Annotated in this window: 22 protein-coding genes; 10 read left to right on the top strand and 12 right to left on the bottom strand. The window is 72.6% G+C overall.

What is annotated here, in order from left to right; genetic code table 11:
• Positions 1 to 191 precede the first annotated feature (191 nt).
• From ABD346_RS30080 to ABD346_RS30050, 7 genes are all read right to left on the bottom strand, one after another.
• On the bottom strand, positions 192 to 818 hold the full coding sequence (locus tag ABD346_RS30080) for an aspartate/glutamate racemase family protein (RefSeq protein ID WP_344379184.1): 627 nt from the start codon (positions 816 to 818) through the stop codon (positions 192 to 194).
• A gap of 2 nt (positions 819 to 820) precedes the next feature.
• Entirely contained in the window at positions 821 to 1,192 is a 372-nt protein-coding gene (locus tag ABD346_RS30075) for a GNAT family N-acetyltransferase (RefSeq protein WP_344379315.1), read from the bottom strand.
• Entirely contained in the window at positions 1,189 to 1,617 is a 429-nt protein-coding gene (panD, locus tag ABD346_RS30070; protein ID WP_344379183.1) for an aspartate 1-decarboxylase, read from the bottom strand. The genes ABD346_RS30075 and panD overlap by 4 nt, the downstream gene beginning before the upstream one ends.
• Positions 1,618 to 1,755: 138 nt before the next feature.
• On the bottom strand, positions 1,756 to 2,070 hold the full coding sequence (locus tag ABD346_RS30065; protein WP_344379182.1) for a hypothetical protein: 315 nt from the start codon (positions 2,068 to 2,070) through the stop codon (positions 1,756 to 1,758).
• A gap of 175 nt (positions 2,071 to 2,245) precedes the next feature.
• Positions 2,246 to 2,776 (bottom strand): DoxX family protein, encoded by a 531-nt coding sequence (locus ABD346_RS30060; RefSeq protein ID WP_344379181.1) that lies wholly within the window; start codon positions 2,774 to 2,776, stop codon positions 2,246 to 2,248.
• Positions 2,777 to 2,888: 112 nt separating this feature from the next.
• Positions 2,889 to 3,830 (bottom strand): M56 family metallopeptidase, encoded by a 942-nt coding sequence (locus ABD346_RS30055; RefSeq protein ID WP_344379179.1) that lies wholly within the window; start codon positions 3,828 to 3,830, stop codon positions 2,889 to 2,891.
• The gene (locus ABD346_RS30050; RefSeq protein WP_344379178.1) at positions 3,827 to 4,222 is read right to left on the bottom strand and encodes a BlaI/MecI/CopY family transcriptional regulator; all 396 of its coding nucleotides are present in this window, start codon (positions 4,220 to 4,222) and stop codon (positions 3,827 to 3,829) included. The genes ABD346_RS30055 and ABD346_RS30050 overlap by 4 nt, the downstream gene beginning before the upstream one ends.
• Positions 4,223 to 4,345: 123 nt before the next feature.
• Between ABD346_RS30050 and ABD346_RS30045 the strand changes: the two genes are divergently transcribed.
• Together ABD346_RS30045 and ABD346_RS30040 are read left to right on the top strand one after the other, a co-directional pair.
• Complete coding sequence (locus ABD346_RS30045) at positions 4,346 to 5,020, top strand: DedA family protein (RefSeq protein WP_344379177.1); 675 nt, start codon at positions 4,346 to 4,348, stop codon at positions 5,018 to 5,020.
• Positions 5,021 to 5,063: 43 nt separating this feature from the next.
• Positions 5,064 to 5,741, top strand: coding sequence for a phosphatase PAP2 family protein (locus ABD346_RS30040; protein WP_344379176.1), 678 nt, complete (start codon positions 5,064 to 5,066; stop codon positions 5,739 to 5,741).
• Positions 5,742 to 5,810: 69 nt separating this feature from the next.
• Here ABD346_RS30040 and ABD346_RS30035 read toward each other — a convergent pair whose 3' ends face one another.
• Both ABD346_RS30035 and ABD346_RS30030 read right to left on the bottom strand, forming a co-directional pair.
• Positions 5,811 to 6,011 (bottom strand): hypothetical protein, encoded by a 201-nt coding sequence (locus tag ABD346_RS30035; RefSeq protein ID WP_344379175.1) that lies wholly within the window; start codon positions 6,009 to 6,011, stop codon positions 5,811 to 5,813.
• 346 nt (positions 6,012 to 6,357) lie between these two features.
• Positions 6,358 to 7,593 (bottom strand): polysaccharide deacetylase family protein, encoded by a 1,236-nt coding sequence (locus tag ABD346_RS30030; protein ID WP_344379174.1) that lies wholly within the window; start codon positions 7,591 to 7,593, stop codon positions 6,358 to 6,360.
• Between the two features lie 306 nt (positions 7,594 to 7,899).
• On the opposite strand from ABD346_RS30030, the gene ABD346_RS30025 reads away from it, so the two are divergent.
• The 3 genes from ABD346_RS30025 (at position 7,900) to ABD346_RS30015 (ending at position 10,200) form a co-directional block, all read left to right on the top strand.
• Complete coding sequence (locus tag ABD346_RS30025) at positions 7,900 to 8,904, top strand: SPFH domain-containing protein (protein WP_344379172.1); 1,005 nt, start codon at positions 7,900 to 7,902, stop codon at positions 8,902 to 8,904.
• Positions 8,901 to 9,800, top strand: coding sequence for an NAD(+)/NADH kinase (locus tag ABD346_RS30020; RefSeq protein WP_344379171.1), 900 nt, complete (start codon positions 8,901 to 8,903; stop codon positions 9,798 to 9,800). Before ABD346_RS30025 ends, ABD346_RS30020 begins: the two co-directional genes overlap by 4 nt.
• Positions 9,801 to 9,942: 142 nt before the next feature.
• Positions 9,943 to 10,200 (top strand): hypothetical protein, encoded by a 258-nt coding sequence (locus ABD346_RS30015; protein WP_344379169.1) that lies wholly within the window; start codon positions 9,943 to 9,945, stop codon positions 10,198 to 10,200.
• 24 nt (positions 10,201 to 10,224) lie between these two features.
• Here ABD346_RS30015 and ABD346_RS30010 read toward each other — a convergent pair whose 3' ends face one another.
• Positions 10,225 to 11,049, bottom strand: a complete 825-nt coding sequence (locus ABD346_RS30010; RefSeq protein ID WP_344379168.1) for an SAM-dependent methyltransferase — start codon at positions 11,047 to 11,049, stop codon at positions 10,225 to 10,227.
• Positions 11,050 to 11,429: 380 nt separating this feature from the next.
• On the opposite strand from ABD346_RS30010, the gene ABD346_RS30005 reads away from it, so the two are divergent.
• From ABD346_RS30005 to ABD346_RS29995, 3 genes are read left to right on the top strand one after another with little or no spacing between them, the layout of a single operon-like run.
• A complete protein-coding gene (locus tag ABD346_RS30005) occupies positions 11,430 to 12,776 on the top strand; it encodes a discoidin domain-containing protein (protein ID WP_344379167.1) in 1,347 nt (448 codons plus the stop codon).
• On the top strand, positions 12,776 to 14,035 hold the full coding sequence (locus tag ABD346_RS30000; protein WP_344379166.1) for an MFS transporter: 1,260 nt from the start codon (positions 12,776 to 12,778) through the stop codon (positions 14,033 to 14,035). The genes ABD346_RS30005 and ABD346_RS30000 overlap by 1 nt, the downstream gene beginning before the upstream one ends.
• On the top strand, positions 14,032 to 15,012 hold the full coding sequence (locus ABD346_RS29995; protein WP_344379165.1) for a TolB family protein: 981 nt from the start codon (positions 14,032 to 14,034) through the stop codon (positions 15,010 to 15,012). Before ABD346_RS30000 ends, ABD346_RS29995 begins: the two co-directional genes overlap by 4 nt.
• 1 nt (position 15,013) lies before the next feature.
• Here ABD346_RS29995 and ABD346_RS29990 read toward each other — a convergent pair whose 3' ends face one another.
• Together ABD346_RS29990 and ABD346_RS29985 are read right to left on the bottom strand one after the other, a co-directional pair.
• The gene (locus ABD346_RS29990) at positions 15,014 to 16,249 is read right to left on the bottom strand and encodes a cytochrome P450 family protein (protein ID WP_344379164.1); all 1,236 of its coding nucleotides are present in this window, start codon (positions 16,247 to 16,249) and stop codon (positions 15,014 to 15,016) included.
• A gap of 89 nt (positions 16,250 to 16,338) precedes the next feature.
• Entirely contained in the window at positions 16,339 to 17,268 is a 930-nt protein-coding gene (locus tag ABD346_RS29985) for a TroA family protein (protein WP_344379163.1), read from the bottom strand.
• 195 nt (positions 17,269 to 17,463) lie between these two features.
• On the opposite strand from ABD346_RS29985, the gene ABD346_RS29980 reads away from it, so the two are divergent.
• Together ABD346_RS29980 and ABD346_RS29975 are read left to right on the top strand one after the other, a co-directional pair.
• Positions 17,464 to 17,616: a hypothetical protein gene (locus ABD346_RS29980; protein ID WP_344379162.1), complete on the top strand. Its 153-nt coding sequence runs from the start codon at positions 17,464 to 17,466 to the stop codon at positions 17,614 to 17,616.
• Between the two features lie 11 nt (positions 17,617 to 17,627).
• Positions 17,628 to 18,143: a hypothetical protein gene (locus ABD346_RS29975; protein WP_344379161.1), complete on the top strand. Its 516-nt coding sequence runs from the start codon at positions 17,628 to 17,630 to the stop codon at positions 18,141 to 18,143.
• Positions 18,144 to 18,264: the final 121 nt, after the last annotated feature.

The following is an 18,264-nucleotide window of genomic DNA, read 5'->3' as shown; positions in this document are numbered from 1 at the left end:
GGTGCGGGACGGTCATGGTCGGCCTCCTCAGGGTCTGAGTTCAGCTTCACCTGCGCGCCTTCCCGGCGCCCGCCGGTTCAACCCGTCCGGGTCGGAGCCCGGGTCCGAACTCCGGCCCGCTCGGACCGCGGCATCCGGGACCGGCGTGGGTGCCAGGCCCGCATGCCCGGAGGGAGCCCCGCAGCAGGCTCTCAGGCCGCCACGGCCGCCGCCGCGCGCAGCCCGGGCCGGGGGCTGGACAGCACGGGGACCTCGATCGTGGTCCGTGCGGCGGCGGGAGCCATGGAGGCCTGCGCCAGGACGACGGCATCCACCTCCGTCAGGGCATCCACCGCGCGGGCGATCTCGGCGAAGTACGCGTCCGGGTCGCCGGACTCGAAGTGCTGCCAGGCGTCCTCGGCAAGCACCGTGCGCAGGGTGAGGGGCCGGTCTCCGGCCTCTTCGCGGATCAGCTCGGCGGTCGGCTCCAGGGTCGAGGCGACCGTCGCCACGACAGCGATCCGGCGGCCGAGCGCCACGGCGGCCGCGGCCATCGGCCGGTCGACCCGGAGCACCGGGACGCCGAGCGATGCCGCTGCCGCCTCGGCGATTCCGCCGATCGTGGAGCAGGTGCACAGGACCGCGTCCGCGCCCTGGGCCACCGCCTCGGCGAGGGCGGCGTGGACGTCTCCGGTCACGGCATCCAGGCCCAACTCCCCTGCCTGGCTGAGCAGTTGCTCGTGCACGAGGTGGCACAGTTCGAGGTCCGGGGCGTCCTCGTCCCGCAGGGCGTCGAAGACCGGGATATGGGCGGGCGAGGTGTGCAGCAGCGCGAGCATGGTCACCAGAGTTCCGGTTTGGCGGCGAGCTGGGTCCGGGCGGCCTCGACGAGGCCGGCCGGGGCGGCGGGCGCCTCGTCCGGGTGGCGTTCGGCCCACTTCGCGGCGTACGGGCAGAGCGGCACGACCGGCACGCCCTCGCGCGCGGCCATGGCGTAGAACTCCCGCACCAGGGCGCCCGCGATGCCCCTGCCCTCGTACGCCGGCTCCACGACGGTGTGCACCGCGACCAGCGCGGCCGGCTCGGCGTCGAGCGTGAAGTAGGCGATGCGGCCCGCCACTTCACCGTCCTCGAAGGCCGCGAGCAGCCCCCGGGAGCGGTCGTCTCGGATCTCTGCCATGGTGCGGGTCCTCTTCGGTGGTGGCCGGTTCAGATCTGGGCGGGAATCCGGGCGTGCGGGCTGCGCTCCTGGTCGCTGCCGGGGACCGGCGCCGAGGCGTCGGTGCCGAGCTCCACGATCCGGTTGTCCGCGTCCACGTGCACCACGCGGGGCTTCAGCGCGCGGGCCTCGGCGTCGTCGACCTGGGCGTAGCTGATGAGGATGACCAGGTCGCCGGGGTGCACGAGGTGGGCGGCGGCACCGTTGATGCCGATGACGCCGGAGCCGCGCTCGCCCTCGATGACGTACGTCTCCAGGCGGTTGCCGTTGTCGATGTCGACGATGTGGACCAGCTCACCGGGCAGCAGGTCGGCCGCCTCCATGAGCTCGGCGTCCACGGTGACGGAGCCCACGTAGTGGAGGTCGGCCTGGGTCACGGTGGCACGGTGGATCTTGGACTTGAACATGGTGCGCAGCATTCTGTGCTCCTAGAAGACGGCTCCCTGCCTGCTTCATGCAGGTCAAGGGCGCTTGTCAGTGTACAGCGGTGCGCCTTTGACCTGTAGATCGCAAGGAACACCGCTTCGTGCTCAGGAGGGCAGGGCCGCGGACAGGTCCTACGCCAGGAAATCCTGCACGACCTTGAGGAGTTGCTCGGGCCGCCCGGTGGCGGCCGCGTGCCCGGAGTCGATCTCGACGTACGTGCTGCCCCGCCTGCGCCTGCCTCCTCGTCCGGTGGCTCTTGAGGGGGCAGCTTCGCCCCGCAGGAGGTGATCCTTCGCGGAGCGCACCCAGGCGTTCGCCTCCGCTCTCGGCCCCGATCTGCGCAACGTCCCGGCCGGCGCCCCCTTCTTCGACTCCGGTGGCTCCCGGGCCCTGATGGCGAAGCTGAGCCCCGTCAAGTACGAGTTCCAGGCGGGAGAGCCGGCCATCCGTGCGCCGTCGCAGTGGCGCTGTGCGCTGGCCCTACGGGGTTCAGTCCCGCGAGCGCCGCGGCGCCCCCCGCAGCTGGCTGGTACGCGCCCAGTTCGTCGGCGGCTGAGGGACTCGGGCGCGCACTCGCCCGCCTGCGCGGATGGAGGGCCGCCTGATGTCGGGCGGCCTTCCTCAGTCGAACGTCTCGACCTCGGACTCGGCCTGCTCCCTGGCCCGGCGGCCGACCACGGCCGCGGCCGCGACCGCGCTGGAGAGGAAGGCCAGGGCGACGGTCCAGGGCTGGTCGAGTACGTGGTCCGTGGCGTGGTCGAGGGAGTAGCGGCCCGCGCCCGCGAGGCCGATCGCGGCGGCGGTGAAGCCGAGGAACGCCGGGTATTCGAAGCCGCCGCTCGCGGCGAAGAATCCGGCCGGAGCGTGCACGGAGACCGCGCCCGCCATGGCTCCGGCAGCCGCGGCCCCGGCGGCCGGGGTGGCGAGGCCGATGGCCAGCAGGGCGCCGCCGCCCATCTCGCCGAGCCCGGCGGCGATGGCGCTCTGCTTGCCGGGCCGGAACCCCATCTTCTCCATGGAGGCGGCGGTGCCTTCGAGTCCGGCGCCGCCGAAGCAGCCGAAGAGCTTCTGGGCACCGTGCGCCACGAGTACCGCGCCGGTGCCGGCCCGCAGCACGAGCAGTCCGAGGTCGCGTCGGTTGAGGCAGGTCATGGCTTCTCCCGGAGCGTGGGGCGATGGGCTCGGGATCCACTCTCCGGGGCGCGGGGTACCGACCCGCAGCGTTGCTGGGCCGTACGGGTCACGGGGAGCGGAAAGCACGCCCTCAGCGGGTGGCCTCGCCCTGCGCTATCTCGATCCCGCCGTGCAGATCCGCCGCGGCCTCGATCGCCGAGGCCGCCGAGACGCACAGGCAGCCCAGCAGGACGGCCGCTATCAGGCGGGCTCCGTGCGAGCGGGGCAGCCGGGGCGCGGGGCAGCGGTCGAGCAGAGCCGCGACCCTGCGCGGCACCGGCCCCGCCGTCGCGGCGAGCACCGCGCGAGGCCGGGCCGGGCCGGGTGCGGCCGCGCGGGACGCGAGGGCGGCGCGACCGATCGCGCGCGCCGCGAGCCTGCGGTCCTCGACGGCCCCGGCGGCGTACTCGTCGGCCGTCCGCTCCAGGGCGAAGGCGAGGGGCGCGCGCAGCGAACGCAGTGACGGGTGGCAGTGCGCGGCGAGCTCGGCGGCGGCCAGGAACAGGTGGTGGCGGCCGGCGAGGTGGGCCCGCTCGTGGGCGAACAGGGCTTCGCGCTCGGCTGGTTCCAGGGCGCGCAGCATTCCGGTGGTGACGACGATCCGTCCGGGGCGGCCGGGCAGGGCATAGGCGTCGGGCCTGGGGTCGCGCAGCACGGCGAGCTCTCCGGCGCCGGGCCCCAACCGGCCGCGGGCGGCTCGCAGTTCGGCGAGATGGCGCCTCACGGTGCGCACCAGGGCGACCCCGGAGACGGCGACGAGACCGGCCGCGACGGCAGCGGCGGGTATGGCGAGCCAGGCCGGGAGCGCGTCCAGCGGGGCCGTCAGGTTTTCGAGGGAGGCGAAGAAGGGCAGCCGGAGCGCCCCGGCCAGCGCGATCAGTCCCAGCGCGGCGGTCGAGCAGGCGGCGAGGCCGGTGGCCGCGGCGGCGAGGAGCCACGCGGCCGGCCGGGGCGGCAGCGCCTCGGCGAGCCGGCGCGCGGCGGGCACGGCGAGGAACGGCACGAGCAGCGGGATCCACACCGAGAAGATCATCGCCCGTCACCCCCGGAGTCTTCCAGGAGGGAGCGAAGCAGCTGCTCGTCCTCGTCGCTGAGCTGGGAGACGAACCGGGCGAGCACCGTCGAACGGTCCTCCTCCTTCGCCAGCTCGGTGTGCATGCGGCGGGCGGTCAGCCCCGGCGCGTCCTCCGTCGGGGTGTACGCGTAGCCCCGCCCGGCGCGCTGGCGGGTGACCGTGCCCTTGTCGTGCAGGCGGGTCAGGATCGTGGTCACGGTGGTGCGGGCCAGCCTGCCGCCGAGCGCGGCCTGGACCTCGCCCGGGGTGAGCGGTGCCTCGGCGGCCCAGAGCGCGGCGAGGACACCGGCCTCCAGTTCACCCGCGGGGCGTCGTGCGTCCCCGTGCCCGACGTCTCCCGTGGCTGTCATGGAACACTCCTCCCGCTTCATTCGTCTACAGTGCCGTAGACCGTCTACATCACTGTAGTCAGCCGGGCCGTGCGCATCCGCAGGACGAGCGGCCCGACCACCATTATGGGAGGGCCCACTGACATGGCAGTCGTACCCCTGTTCGCAGCCTCGGCCCCACAGGCCCTGAACGTCCTCGACGCGGGCTCGCTGCTCTCCGCGTTCGGCGCGCTCGGCATCGCCGTGGTGCTCTTCGCCGAGACCGGCCTGCTCGTCGGCTTCCTCCTTCCGGGCGATTCCCTGCTCTTCACCGCGGGCCTGCTGTGCGTGCCCGGCGGCAACGGACCGGTGTCGCTCTCGCTGCCGCAGGTCCTGATCTGCTCGGTGGCGGGCGCTCTCGTGGGCGCGCAGGTGGGCTACTGGATCGGCCGCCGCGGCGGCCGCGCCCTGCTGGCCCGCAGCAAGTCCCGCAAGCTGCACGAGGGAGCGGCCCGCGCCGAGGAACTGCTCGCCAAGTACGGGCACGCGAAGGCGATCGTGCTCGCGCGCTTCGTGCCGATCGTCCGCACGGTGCTCAACCCGCTCGCGGGCGTACTCGGTGTACCGGCCCGGGTCTTCGCCCTCTGGCAGATCGCCGGCGGGCTCGTGTGGACCTGCGCACTGGTGCTCGGCGGCTACGCGCTCGGCTCGTCCGTGCCGAACATCGACCGCTATCTGCTGCCGCTCGTCGCGCTGGTCGTGGCCGTCTCGCTCACCCCCGTCGCCCTGGAGATCGTGCGCGCCCGCCGTGCCCGCACGGCCACCGAGGACTCGCGCTGATGCATGGGGACGACGAACGCGGGCGGCCGCCGGTGACCGCTCGATGAGTCCGGCGCGGCGCACGGGCGCGGCGGCCTGTGTGCTGCTTCTCCTGTTCGTGCTGCTCACGGTGCTCGTCGCCGTACGCCACGGGGCGCCGCTGCCGGGCGACGAGGCCCTGCACCGCTGGCCGCTCGATCACCGCCCGCCGGTCGCCGTGGCCACCGCCCGCGCCGTCACGGCGACCGGATCCGGCGCGCTCCCCTACGTCCTGGCCGTCGTCGCGGGTCTGATCGCGGGCCGCGACAACCGACAGCGCCTGTACGCGGCGGCGGGCGCGCTCGCGGTACTCCTCCTCGGCCAGGCGGTGCGGTACGGCCTGATGTCGGCCGTCGCCCGCCCGCGCCCGGCCGCCCTCGACTGGGCGACCACGGCCTCGGGCCACTCCTTCCCCTCGGGTCACGCCACCACGAGCGCACTCACCGCCGGACTGCTCGCCTGGGCGCTCGCGACCCGCACCACGGCCAGCCGCCCGGCGGCCGCCCTGCTGCTGCTCTGGGCGGCCGCCGTCGGGCTCTCCCGGATCTATCTCGGAGTGCACTGGGCGAGCGACGTGCTGGGCGGCTGGCTCCTCGCCTCCCTGTGGCTCTGCCTCGCGACCCTGGCCACGGGCCCTCTCGTACGCGCGCACGGAGCAGGCCCCGCGCCCGATTCCGGCCGGTCGTCCGACCAACTTCCTTGATCCGCGGGCCACTTGAGGGGTGACCGAGAAACCTCTCGCCAACGCACCCCGTTCACGGGCATCCAGACCTCAGCAGGCGGCCATGCAGATCCCGCAGTAGCGGTCGGCGTTGGTCAGGTCAGGCTTCTGCGGGGTCGCCGCCTCCTGGCGGGCGAGACTGCGTCCGCACAGGGTGGTGGGGTCGTCGGTGCTCATCACGTGCCACAGGAGCGCGTTGCGGTCCTCCGCGCCCGCCCGGTCGAGAACCGCTTCCGCTCGCAGTTCACGCATGGTGTGCTCCCTCCGCCCCGGACCGCGCCGGGGCCGCTTGCCGCTCTGAGTGCCGCGGCCGCCGTGGTTCACGGCCGCGCGGAGCCGGCGCACCCTCGCACCGGCCGACCCGGCCGGGGCCCGCTTCCCTGTTCCGAGCAGACCCCGGGGTCCGTGCGCCCGCCTCCCGGCGCCGCCCGAACCGCCTCGCCACATCCGGCGTGTTGCACTTGACGGCATACATCGCCGCAGGATGCGACGGTCAGGCCGGTTCCGGGCAAAATGCGGAACCCGGCGCCCGATCGAGTGATCACGGCCGGGGCGCCGTCAACTGCGCACCTCTTACGCGGTCTTGACACACCTCGAATCAGGCCGCCTTGAAGTAGGCGTTCCACCCGCCCGGGGGCGCCTGCCCCACTTGGAGGGCGCGGAGCCGGTCGAGCACTTTCGGGTCCTGCGCGTCGAGCCAGTCCGCGAACTGGCGGAAGGACACGAGTCGTACGTCCTCCTTGCCGGCCATCCCCTTCAGCGCTTCCTCGACGGCGTCCATGTAGATGCCGCCGTTCCACTCCTCGAAGTGGTTGCCGATGTAGAAGGGCGCGCGGTTCGTCTCGTACGCGCGCCTGAAGCCCGCCAGATACGAGGCGGTGGCCTGGGCCCGCCAGCCGGGGTAGCGCGAGGGCATGCCTTTGGTGGTGTTCTTCGACTGGTTGGCGAGGATGTTGTAGTCCATCGACAGGACCTCGAAGGAGTGCCCGGGGAACGGGATGCCCTGCAGCGGGAAGTCCCATACGCCCTCGCGCTTCTCCGGCCACCTCTGACGACCGCCGGGCGACGAGGCGTCGTAGCGCCAGCCCCGTTCCCTGGCGGTGGGCAGCAGGTTCTCCTGGCCGAGCAGACACGGGGTGCGGCCGCCGACGAGCTCCTTGTGGTAGTCGAACGGCAACGGGGCCTCGTCGGTCCAGCCGGTGTTGGTGCGCCATTCGGTGACGAAGGAGACCGCCTGGTCGATCTCGTTGTTCCACTGGGCGGCCGTCCAGTTGGCTACCGATCCCGAGCCGGCGCAGAAGTGGCCGTTGAAGTGTGTGCCGATCTCATGCCCCTCCGACCAGGCCTGCCGGGTGTAGGTCAGCGTCTCCTTGACGTGCGCGTCCGTGAGGTAGCCGATGTCGGAGGCGCCGACGGGGTTGTTCGGCGGCTTGTAGAGGCTCTTCTTCGACTCGGGGAGCAGATACAGGCCGGACAGGAAGAACGTCATGCCCGCGCCGTGGTTTCTGGCCAGTTCGAGGAAGCGCGGGAAGAGCCCGTTGCCGACCTCGCCCGCACCGTCCCAGGAGAAGATCACGAACTGCGGCGGGGTCTGGCCGGGTTCGAGAGGGACGGGCCTTTCGGGCTGGTTCGGCTGCTTGCCGGTGTCCGCCGTCGAACCGTCACCGATCAGCCTGGCCTGCGGCTTTGCCGGCTCCGCCGGGCCCGGTCCACGCACCGGATCACCCTGTCGGCCCGAGCCCTCACCCCCTGACGAGCCACACCCGGCGAGCCCCGCCGCGGTGACCGCCCCAAGTCCCGCGCCCAGCAATCCCCTTCGACTGATGCCTGGCATGCCTGCTCCCGTCACTCGTCGCACGGACCCCTGATGTGTAGACCGAATGGTCCAGGATTAACCAGATATCCATACAAATTGAGCCGCCCGCCGCTTCACCCGGCCCACACGGTCACCACGGGTGACCACCCATCGACTCAGCGCTTCCAGCTCATGCGGAAACGGCTTTCCCGACACCGCTCCCGCCCCGGCCGCACGCCCACTTCGCCTTGCAGCGGACAAGGCAACCCCTGCCCATTCACGTCATATTGACGATAACGAGAGAAGGCCCTATCGTCGATCTGACGAAAAGAAAGGGGTCCCGGCATGGCCGACATCTCCAGGCGCTTCGGTCGGCGCCATCTGCGCTCCGCGCCCACCTCGCACATCCGGCACCACAAGAACGGCCGCCCCGCCCACGACGGGGTGGGCCTGAGCTTCTGGTTCCAGCCGCTCAGCGCCGCGCTGTCCGAAGTGCCGGTCAACGACCGGGAACTGGCCATGGCCTTCCACGCCCGTACCGCCGACTTCCAGGACGTCACGGTGCAGGCGACCGTGACGTATCGGATCAGCGATCCGGGCATCGCCGCCGACCGGCTCGACTTCTCGATCGATCCGGACACCGGGATCTGGCGCGGCGACCCCCTGGAGCAGCTGTCGACGCTCCTCACCGAGACGGCTCAGCAGCACGCCCTCGACGTGCTCGCACGCACCGAGCTCGCGGCCGCCCTGGCCGACGGTGTCGCCGCCGTACGGAAGCGGATCGCGGCCGGGCTCGCGGCGGAGTCCCGGCTGCCCGCGACCGGTATCGAGGTGGTGGCGGTCCGGGTCGTCGCGATCCGCCCCGAGCCCGAGGTGGAGCGCGCGCTGCGCACCCCGGCGCGCGAGCGGATCCAGCAGGAGGCGGACCGGGCGACGTACGAGCGGCGGGCGGTGGCGGTCGAGCGCGAGCGGACCATCGCCGAGAACGAGCTCGCCAGCCGCATCGAACTGGCCCGCCGTGAGGAGCAGTTGGTGGAGCAGCGCGGCACCAACGCCCGGCGCGAGGCGGAGGAGGCAGCGGCGGCGGACGCGGTACGCACCGAAGCGGAGGCCGCCCGCACGGTGCGCCTTGCCCAGGCCGAGGCCGAGGCGGCCCGCGCGTCGGGCGAGGCGAAGGCCGGGGCTCAGGCGGCCTGGCTCCAGGTGCACGGCGAGGCGGACGCGGCGACCCTGCACGCGTTGGCCGCGACGCGGCTGGCCGAGAACCTGCCCCGGATCGACAGCCTCACCCTCTCCCCCGACATGCTCACCACGCTGCTCGACCGGTTCGGCCGGGGTGTGCGGCCGTGAGCCTGGCGCCGCGGGCGGTCCTCGTGCACCGCACCTCGGAGTACGAGGAGTTGCTGGCCCGGCACGGCACGCACGGCCAGGCCGACTTCTTCCTCTCCTCGCGGGGCCGGAGCATCCGCGAGGTGGCCGAGCGGCACCACCGGGCGCTGCGGGCGCTGGCCGACGTGGCGGCGGCCATTCCCTCGCAGTGGCGCCAGGCCCGGGTCGAGCGCGCCGACCTCGACCGCTTCCTGTTCGCCCCCGAGGACGTGATCGTGGTGGTCGGCCAGGACGGCCTGGTCGCCAACGCCGCCAAGTACCTGTCGGGGCAGCCGGTGATCGGCATCGATCCCGAGCCGGGGCGCAATCCGGGTGTTCTGGTGCGCCACCGGCCCTCGGACTCGGCGGCGCTGCTGCCCGCGGCGGCCTCGCGGGGCTGCGTGGTCGAGGAACTCACGATGGTGGAGGCGCTCACCGACGACAGCCAGCGCCTGCTCGCGCTCAACGAGATCTACCTCGGCGCGCCCGGCCACCAGAGCGCCCGCTACCGCATCGGCCCCGACGACCCGGCCGCCTCCGCGGAGGCGCAGGCCTCCTCCGGCGTCCTGGTCGGCACGGGCACGGGGGCCACCGGCTGGCTGCGCTCGCTGTGGCGGCAGCGTGCGAGCGCCCCGGCGCTGCCGGCTCGCGCCGATGCCCGTCTCGTGTGGTTCGTACGCGAGGCGTGGCCGTCGCCCGTGACCGGGACCTCACTGGTGGACGGGGAGTTGTCACGGTCCGAGCGGCTCCGGATCACCGTGGAGTCGGACCGCCTGGTCGCGTTCGGGGACGGCATGGAGAGCGATGCGATGGACCTGACATGGGGCCAGTCGGTGAGCCTCGGCGTCTCGGACACGGCGCTGCGGCTGGTGGGTTGAGAGCCGGTGTCTGCGATTGCGTCCGGCTCGGGCACGAGCTCTGAGCAGCGATCGGCCGCGCGTCAGCGGGCCGTGACGGTCGATTGTCAGTGGCGTACGGCATCGTGATGGGTGAGCCCGTACTGCCGAGGGAAGGCTGCCGATGACCGCCACCGCCCTGATGACGTCCCATGAACGCTCCGCCGCCCAGGCCTATCTGCGCCTGTTGAACACGGTGCGCGCCGCCCTCGACTCGCCTGCGGACCGCCCGCTGGGGCCGCTCGCCCTGGAAGGGGTCATCGCCGAGGCGGACGACGCGCTGGCGCGGGCCGGGCTGGCGGGCAACGAGGCCGAGTTGTTCGCGCTCGTCGGCAGCCTGCACACCGGCGGGGCGCCCACGCAGGGGAGGCCCCGCCCGTGACCGCGGCGGCAGGGGGGCGCCGCGTCAGTGCTTGTGCCCGACGCCGCCGTACATCGCCACCTCGTCGGGGAGTGTGTCGCCCGCCTCCGGGCGCCAGCGCGAGCACGACACGACGCCGGGTTCGAGCAGGTCGAGTCCGTCGAAGAACCGGGCCACCTGCTCCGGGGTGCGCTGGGTCAGCTTCGGCGTGCCGTGCTCGTTCCAGAACGCCACCGCGGCATCGACGTCGGGCATCGCCGGGCTGGTGATCGTGTGCGAGAGCACGAGGTAGCTACCCGGGGCGAGTTCCTTCATCAGCTCGCGTACGAGCCGCAGTGCCTCCGCCTCCTCGGGGATGAAGATGACGACACCGAGCAGCATGAGGGCGACCGGCTTGCTCAGGTCGAGGGTCTTCGCCGCGTGTTCCAGGATGGTGGCGGTGTCGCGGAGATCGGCGTCGAGGTAGTCGGTACGGCCTTCGGGGGTGCTGGTCAGCAGGGCGCGGGCGTGCGCGAGGACCAGCGGGTCGTTGTCGACGTAGACGATGCGGGAGTCGGGCGCGATCCGCTGGGCCACCTCGTGGGTGTTGTCGGCGGTGGGCAGCCCGGTGCCGACGTCGAGGAACTGGCGCACCCCCCGGTCGGCCACCAGATGGCGCACCGCCCGCCCGAGGAACAGCCGGTCGGCCAGGGCGTAGTCGCCGATGCCCGGGTGCAGCGTTCTGATCTGGTCGCCGACCTCCCGGTCGACGGGGTAGTTGTCCTTGCCGCCGAGCCAGTAGTTCCAGATCCTGGCGGTGTGCGGCTGCGCGGTGTTGATGCGGTCGCGCACATGGTCGGGCGTCGACGAGGGGGTGGGGTTCTCGGTCACGGGTGTGGTCTCCTGGAGATGCGGTGCTGCGTCAACGGCCAATCTAGATACTCGTGTTGCGAACTGTCACAGAGAACGTGCCGCGGCGCACCGGTATCTCGGACGGGCTCGCACCGGCGGGAGCCACCCTTTCCCCATCTCCCGTTGCCGGAACGGCAGTTGAAGGGCCGGCCGAACCACTAGTAGGAAACTTTCCTGTCCTATACGCTTCCCGCGGCGGCTTGGCGCGGTGCCCGAACTCCCCCGTGGGCATGACGCGCTCAGCGAGAGCTCTGATCCGGCCGTCGCGACGCTGCCCCCTGCCCTCCACAAGGGCGGGGGTGCGGCGCCGCGAGCTCCGGTGTCCAGCTCTCGCCGTCCCCAAGGCAGGGAGTCCAGGTATGCGCCTGAACGCCTCCGTTCCCCCCTTCTCGCCACCGCGCCGCCCCACCGCGGGCCTCGCGTTGGCCGCCGTCCTCGTCCTCGTCGCCGGTCTGTTGCTCACCTGGCCCGACCGGGCCGGGGCCGCCGCCGACCCCCTCATCTCCCGCGGCAGGCCCGCGACGGCCTCCTCCTCCGAGAGTTCCTCGCTCGGCCCGCAGAACGCGGTCGACGGCTCGGCCACCACCCGCTGGGCCAGCGCCGAGGGCAAGGACCCGCAGTGGATCCAGGTCGACCTCGGCGCCACCGCCGACGTCACCGGAGTCGCCCTCACCTGGGAGGCCGCGTACGCCAAGGCGTACCGCGTGGAGATATCCGCCGACGGCACCACCTGGACCCGTCTGGCCGCCGAGACCGCCGGGAACGGGGGCGCGGACGACTGGACCGGCCTGTCCGGCAAGGGCCGTTACGTCCGGGTGTACGCCACGGCCCGCGGCACCTCCTACGGTTACTCGCTGTACGACTTCGCGGTGTACGGCACGCTCGGCGGCACCACGCCGCCGACCGGCGGCTTCACCGTGGTCGCGGCCGGCGACATCGCCGCCCAGTGCACCGCGTCCGACAGCGCCTGCGCCCACCCCAAGACCGCGGCCCTGGCCCAGAAGATCAACCCGCGCTTCTATCTGACGATGGGCGACAACCAGTACGACGACGCCCGCATCGCCGACTTCCGCGCCTACTACGACAAGACTTGGGGTGCCTTCAAGGCGAAGACCCACCCGGTACCCGGCAACCACGAGACGTACGACCCGGCGGGCACCCTGTCCGGCTACAAGGCGTACTTCGGCGCGATCGCCTACCCGCAGGGCAAGAGCTACTACAGCTACGACGAGGGCAACTGGCACTTCATCGCCCTGGACTCCAACTCCTTCGACCAGACGGCCCAGATCGACTGGCTGAAGTCCGATCTGGCCCGCAACAGCAAGGGCTGCATCGCCGCGTACTGGCACCACCCGCTGTACTCGTCGGGCGGGCACGGCAACGACCCGGTCAGCAAGCCGGTCTGGAAGATCCTGTACGACGCCAAGGCCGACCTCGTCCTCAACGGCCACGACCACCACTACGAGCGGTTCGCCCCGCAGAACCCGGACGGGAAGGCGACCGCCGACGGCATCGTGGAGATCGTCGGCGGCATGGGCGGCGCCGAGCCGTACCCCATCGAGCAGGTCCAGCCCAACAGCCAGAAGCGGATCAGCGGCCAGTACGGCGTCCTGAAGCTCGATCTCAACGACTCCGGCTACACCTGGAGTTACGTCGGCACCGACGGCCAGGTCAAGGACTCCGCACCGAACTACACCTGCCACTGATGTACCTGGCGACCACCGGTCGCCGGGACGCGCCGCCCCCGTCCGCCACCGGCGGGCCCGGGCGGCGCGTCCCCGCCACCGTCCTCGCGCTCGGCACCGTCAGCCTCGTCACCGATGTGTCATCCGAGATGGTCACGGCGGTCCTGCCGCTCTACCTCGTGGTCGGCCTCGGCCTCTCCCCCCTCCAATTCGGGTTCCTGGACGGCCTGTTCAACGGTGCGGCCGCCGTCGTGCGCCTGCTCGGCGGGCACGCCGCCGACCGCGGCGGACGCCACAGACGCGTCGCCGGACTCGGCTACGCCCTCTCCGCCTGCTCCCGCCTCGGCCTGCTCCTCGCGGGCGGCGCCGCCGGCCAGATCGCCACGGCGCTCGCCGTCGACCGCGTGGGCAACGGCATCCGCACCGCACCGCGCGACGCGCTGATCACCCTGAGCAGCCCGCCGCACCTGCTCGGCCGCGCCTTCGGCGTGCACCGCGCGATGGACACCACGGGCGCGCTGCTCGGCCCGCTCGCCGCGTTCGCCCTGCTGTGGGCGACGGCGGACGCCTACGACGCGGTGTTCGTCGTCAGCTTCTGCACGGGCCTGCTCGGCGTCCTCCTGTTCGTCCTGTACGTCCCGGCCCCACCGGCGGAACCCTCAACCCGCCGCCGGACCAACCCACTTGAGGCCCTGCGCAGCACGGCCTTCCGGCGGATTCTGTGCGCCGCGGCCCTGCTGGGCGGGGCGACCGTCGGAGACTCCTTCGTCTATCTGCTCCTGCAGCGCGGGCTCGACATCCCGGTCGGGTGGTTCCCGCTGCTTCCGCTCGGTTCCGCGGCGGCGTATCTGCTGCTCGCGATCCCGGCGGGTCGCACAGCGGACCGCGTCGGGCGCCGGCTGCCGTTCCTGTACGGCCATGTCGCGCTGCTCGGCGTGTACGCGCTGCTGCTCCTGCCGGCCGGCGGGCCCGTCCTGGCAGTCGTCGCGCCTGTCCTGATCCTGCTCGGAGTCTTCTACGCGGCGACGGACGGCGTACTCATGGCGCTGGCCGCACCGGCGCTGCCGGACGGCGGGCGGGCCGGGGGGCTCGCCCTGCTCCAGACCGCCCAGGCGCTGACCCGGCTCCTCGGCACGGCGGGGTTCGGCGCCGCCTGGACGGTGTGGGGGCCGGGCCCCGCGCTGTGGGCGGCGGCCGCCGCGCTGCTCGTGTCCCTCGCGGGCGGCTGGGTGCTGCTGCCCGGCACATCGATCGCCGATCCGGAAAGGCCCACCGCATGAGCCCCCGCGCGAAACTCGCCGTCGTGGTCGTCGCCGTCCTGCTGCTCGCCTCCGGCTCGCTCGGCTACGTACTGCACTCGGCGCACCGAGGCCCCCAACAGGCCGCCGCTGAAGGCTCGTTCACCCTGGAGGGCCCGGGCCTCTACTTCCGGGACACGGCCACCGGACGCATCGCCCGCCAGTCGCTCGACGCGCCACGCGGCCCCCGCACCGGCGGCGGTCCCGTGTGCGAGCGGTTCTACGCCGCCGGGGACACCGCGGTGTGTCTGCGGCGGGAGCCCGGGGTGCCACCCCGCGCGTACGCCGTCATTCTCGACCGCCGACTGCACGAGGTACGCCGGATCGCCGTCCCCGGTATCCCGAACCGGGCCCGGGTCTCCGCCTCGGGACGGATGCTCTCGTGGACGGTGTTCGCGGTCGGCGACTCGTACGCCACCACCGCCTTCTCCACCCGCACCTCGATCCTGGACCTGCGCACCGGCTATCTCATCAAGTCGATGGAGGAGATCCCGCTCACCCTCGGCGGTGCCCGCCATCACGCCCCCGACGTCAACTACTGGGGTGTGACGTTCGCTCGCGACGACAACCGGTTCTACGCGACCGTCTCGACGAAGGGGCGGACGTATCTCGTGGAGGGGAACATGGCGGACTGGTCCGCCAAAGCCCTGCGGGAGAACGCCGAATGCCCCTCGCTCTCCCCCGACAACACCCGCATCGCCTTCAAGAAGAAGGTCTCGGACGACCCCGCCGCGCCGTGGCGGCTGTACGTTCTCGATCTCGCGACGCTGAGCGAGCACCCCCTGGCCGAGCGCCACAGCGTCGACGACCAGGCGGCCTGGCTGGACGACCGCACGGTCGCGTACGCACTGCCCGGCGGGGCAGGCCGCGCGAGCGACGTGTGGACCGCGCCGGCCGACGGCAGCGGCGCCCCCCGGCTCGTCGCGGAGGGCGCCTCGTCTCCCGTCGCGGTGCGCTGAGCTACTTCCCGATGCGCGCCGGTATCTCCTGCCAGCCGAAGGCGATGAAGGACGGGACCTGCTTCAACTCCTCCGGCTTTACGGCGAGTTCGAGGTCGGGGAAGCGGTCGAAGAGGGCCGGGAGGGCGGTGAGGGCTTCCATCCGGGCGAGCGGGGCGCCGATGCAGCGGTGCACGCCGATACCGAAGGCGAGGTGGTCGTCGGCGCCGCGGGCGGCATCGAAGGTGTGCGCGTCGGCTCCGAAGTGCGCCGGGTCGAGGCCCGCGGCCGCGTACGTGGTGATGATCGCGTCGCCCGCTGGAACGGTGACGCCGTCGACCGTGATGTCACTGATCGCGAACCGCAGCGGGAGATTGGCGATCGAGGGGTGGGCGCGGAGGGTCTCGTCGACGACGGCGTCCCAGCCGACCGCGCCCGAGCGGACGGCCGCCAGCTGCGCCGGGTCGTCCAGGAGCGCGACGATCGCGTTGCCGATGAGGTTGACGGTGGTCTCGAACCCGGCGCCGATGACCAGGAGCAGCGTGTGGACGAGCTCCTCGGCGCTCAGCCGGTCGCCGTCCTCGTTGCGCACCTTGATGAGCTCGGTCGTCATGTCGTCGCCGGGCCGCTCGGTCTTGTACGCGACGAGAGCGGGGAGCACGGTGGCGATCTGCTCCTGCACGAACGCGGCGTGCTGCGGGCTCGGGTCGGAGGTGTCCATGATGGCGGCGATCAGCGCCCCGGTGGACTCGGTCAAGTGGTCGGGCACGCCGAAGAGTTCGCAGATGAGACGCATCGGCAGCGGATGGGCGTAGCCCGACTTGAGGTCGACGGGGCCGCCGGACGCCGCGGCTTCGCCGAGGCCGTCGAGGAGTTCGGCCGTGATCGCCTCGACCCGGCCGCGCATCGCCTCGGTGCGCCGTGCCGTGAAGCTGGGCGCGACGAGCCTGCGCAGCCGGGTGTGGTCGGGCCCGTAGCTGGACAGCATGTTGATCACGCCGACCCAGCCCAGGATCCAGCCCCACTCGGGGTGTTGGCCCAGCTCGGGGAAGAGCGCCCAGTGCCGGCGCGGGTCCTTGCTGACCCGGGGGTCGAGGATCAGCGTCTTGAGGGTGTCGTAGCCGGTCGGCGCCCAGGCGGGGATGCCGCCCGGCAGGGTGACCGGAACGATCGGCCCGAGCGCGCGCAGGCGGGCGCTCTCGGCGGCTATGTCCGCCCCCAACGGATCAAGGGGCACACGGGTGGGCACGGTCGTCATCCTCGGTCACTCCTGACTGTGTGTGAGATGAACCTGCCCAGTACACACCGTCGTTGACCGTTCCGGCGCGCATCCTGAGCAAGTCATGATCAAGTCGGCAAATCTCCCTGGCTTTTTCCCCGCGCCTCCACGCTCTCCTCCAGCGCGTCCGCGACCTGGCCGATCCAGGCGGCGTGGGCGCGGGCGCTGCACGGGGATTCGGGGTTCCAGGCCAGGATGCGCGCCCTGGCCTCCAGAGCGCGCCAGGCGGCGTCGGACCGCAGCTCGCCGAGCGGGGCCGCGTTCGACCGGACATCGACAAGCGCTATGTCGGGCCGCAGTTCGGCCGCCGCCGGCCACCCGGTCGTGAACCAGTTGGCTCCCGCCCCCTCCCCCGGTTCGATCAGATCCACGCCGTACGCCGCGAGGGCCCGCAGCTCGGGCCAGGCCTGCGGGCGCGCCAGATGGACCTCGTCCGCACTCGCCGGGGAGAGCGCGAGGACGCGCGGCCGGGGGGTGCGCGCGGCGGTCGCACGTAGGCGTTCCTCCGCGGCGAGCAGCGCGGCGGCATCCTCGTCCGGAGCCCCCAACGACCGTGCCAGATCGGCGAATCGGCCCCGTATTCGGGCGGGCGTGTGCGCCTGGCCCACGTCCAGGACGACCACCGGGACCCGCTCCTCCAGGTGCTTGGCCGTCTCGGGGTCGAGCCCGTAGACCTGGCCGCCGCCGTAGCTGACGGCCACGACGAGGTCCGGCCCCGGGGCGAGCAGGGCCTCCACATCGAGGTCCGCTCCCGCTCCCAGGTAGCCGACCTCGTCCAGCGGCAGCGCGCCGGACTTGGCCGGGTCGGGTTCCGGGCCGTCGTGGAAGGAGCCGAACACCGCGAGGGGGCGTATCCCCAGGTCCTCCAGTGTCGCGCCGGCCTGGATGTAGGCCACCACGCGGGACGGAGGTGCTGCCGCCGCGCCGCCACGTCCTCGGCCGCCGCCGCCCGACATCTGTCCACGGTCGTCCGAGAATCGCCAGGCCGTCTGCTCCATGACGTCATCCGCCCCCAATGCGGTCGCGTTGCCGGCTCGTGCGAAGCCGGTTCCCCGCTTGACTGCCCAACGCATGGGATCGTCACGCCAGTTCCCGCACCGGGCCGCCAACTGCCGCCAGTGCCGGGGATTCCGTGCCGGGAGGCCACGAGCAGACGGACTACGCCGTTTCCGCCGCGCGCCGCCGGATCCGTCATGTCGGCGCGCGGCCCGGCGGAGGCCGCCTCGATCCCCGCCCTGGACTGCGGGAACCGGCCCGGGCGGCACCCGCCCGCCCGGGCCGCCAGGCACGGCCGTTTCGAGCCGTACGGCGAGGATGTGGGCGACGGCGGGCCCGGCGGCTTCTAGTCTGCGAGGCCATGAACACGACACGCCTCGTGGGTCTCGGTCTCGCCGCGGCCCTTACATGCGCCGGCGCCCTGTTGTTCAGCGTGGACACTCCGGCGAACGCCGACACGGCCGACCTGACGTTCAGCACCGACCAGGACACGGTCACCCCCGGCTCCACCGTGGACCTGACGATGACGCTCACCAACACGCAGTCGACGGAGATCCGGTTCGTCTACCAGTCGATCCAGCCGACCTGGGACACCAGCAGCCAGGCGGGCCTCAAGTACGCCCTTGTCTCGTGCGAAACGGCGGGCGCCGACTGCAAGGACACCGGCAAACTGGGCCTCAACTACGAGGTCCCGCTCGCCCCCGGGGCCAGCCGCACGGTGACCCTGACGTACCGCGTCGCCGCGGACTCCGCGTGCGGGCGCAGTCTGGGGTTCTCCTCGTATCTCTACTACGAGTACGGCAGCGGCCTGTTCTCCACGAGCGACACCTACAGCACCCCGGACATCCGGGTCGACTGTCCGCCCGCGCACTCCTGAGCCGTGCCTTCGCACGGCTGCGGCCCCGGCATCGGCACCGGGGCCACGAGCTCTTCCTTGCGCTAGCTGTATTGACCCGCAGGGTTGTTGACGCGGGTGATGGGCGGGTGTCCGTCGAGTG

This window comes from Streptomyces mauvecolor (assembly GCF_039532965.1).
Lineage (GTDB): Bacteria > Actinomycetota > Actinomycetes > Streptomycetales > Streptomycetaceae > Streptomyces > Streptomyces violascens.
This window is presented reverse-complemented; position numbering and strand designations above follow the sequence as displayed.

What these genes read in the sequence shown, in the direction of transcription:
- ABD346_RS30080 (WP_344379184.1), bottom strand. Translation starts at nt 818, where the DNA reads ATGCTCGCGCTGCTGCACACCTCGCCCGCCCATATCCCGGTCTTCGAC.
- panD (WP_344379183.1), bottom strand. Translation starts at nt 1,617, where the DNA reads ATGCTGCGCACCATGTTCAAGTCCAAGATCCACCGTGCCACCGTGACC.
- ABD346_RS30065 (WP_344379182.1), bottom strand. Translation starts at nt 2,070, where the DNA reads ATGGCCGGCTCTCCCGCCTGGAACTCGTACTTGACGGGGCTCAGCTTC.
- ABD346_RS30060 (WP_344379181.1), bottom strand. Translation starts at nt 2,776, where the DNA reads ATGACCTGCCTCAACCGACGCGACCTCGGACTGCTCGTGCTGCGGGCC.
- ABD346_RS30055 (WP_344379179.1), bottom strand. Translation starts at nt 3,830, where the DNA reads ATGATCTTCTCGGTGTGGATCCCGCTGCTCGTGCCGTTCCTCGCCGTG.
- ABD346_RS30050 (WP_344379178.1), bottom strand. Translation starts at nt 4,222, where the DNA reads ATGACAGCCACGGGAGACGTCGGGCACGGGGACGCACGACGCCCCGCG.
- ABD346_RS30045 (WP_344379177.1), top strand. Translation starts at nt 4,346, where the DNA reads ATGGCAGTCGTACCCCTGTTCGCAGCCTCGGCCCCACAGGCCCTGAAC.
- ABD346_RS30040 (WP_344379176.1), top strand. Translation starts at nt 5,064, where the DNA reads ATGAGTCCGGCGCGGCGCACGGGCGCGGCGGCCTGTGTGCTGCTTCTC.
- ABD346_RS30035 (WP_344379175.1), bottom strand. Translation starts at nt 6,011, where the DNA reads ATGCGTGAACTGCGAGCGGAAGCGGTTCTCGACCGGGCGGGCGCGGAG.
- ABD346_RS30030 (WP_344379174.1), bottom strand. Translation starts at nt 7,593, where the DNA reads ATGCCAGGCATCAGTCGAAGGGGATTGCTGGGCGCGGGACTTGGGGCG.
- ABD346_RS30025 (WP_344379172.1), top strand. Translation starts at nt 7,900, where the DNA reads ATGGCCGACATCTCCAGGCGCTTCGGTCGGCGCCATCTGCGCTCCGCG.
- ABD346_RS30015 (WP_344379169.1), top strand. Translation starts at nt 9,943, where the DNA reads ATGACCGCCACCGCCCTGATGACGTCCCATGAACGCTCCGCCGCCCAG.
- ABD346_RS30005 (WP_344379167.1), top strand. Translation starts at nt 11,430, where the DNA reads ATGCGCCTGAACGCCTCCGTTCCCCCCTTCTCGCCACCGCGCCGCCCC.
- ABD346_RS30000 (WP_344379166.1), top strand. Translation starts at nt 12,776, where the DNA reads ATGTACCTGGCGACCACCGGTCGCCGGGACGCGCCGCCCCCGTCCGCC.
- ABD346_RS29995 (WP_344379165.1), top strand. Translation starts at nt 14,032, where the DNA reads ATGAGCCCCCGCGCGAAACTCGCCGTCGTGGTCGTCGCCGTCCTGCTG.
- ABD346_RS29990 (WP_344379164.1), bottom strand. Translation starts at nt 16,249, where the DNA reads ATGACGACCGTGCCCACCCGTGTGCCCCTTGATCCGTTGGGGGCGGAC.
- ABD346_RS29985 (WP_344379163.1), bottom strand. Translation starts at nt 17,268, where the DNA reads ATGGAGCAGACGGCCTGGCGATTCTCGGACGACCGTGGACAGATGTCG.
- ABD346_RS29980 (WP_344379162.1), top strand. Translation starts at nt 17,464, where the DNA reads ATGTCGGCGCGCGGCCCGGCGGAGGCCGCCTCGATCCCCGCCCTGGAC.
- ABD346_RS29975 (WP_344379161.1), top strand. Translation starts at nt 17,628, where the DNA reads ATGAACACGACACGCCTCGTGGGTCTCGGTCTCGCCGCGGCCCTTACA.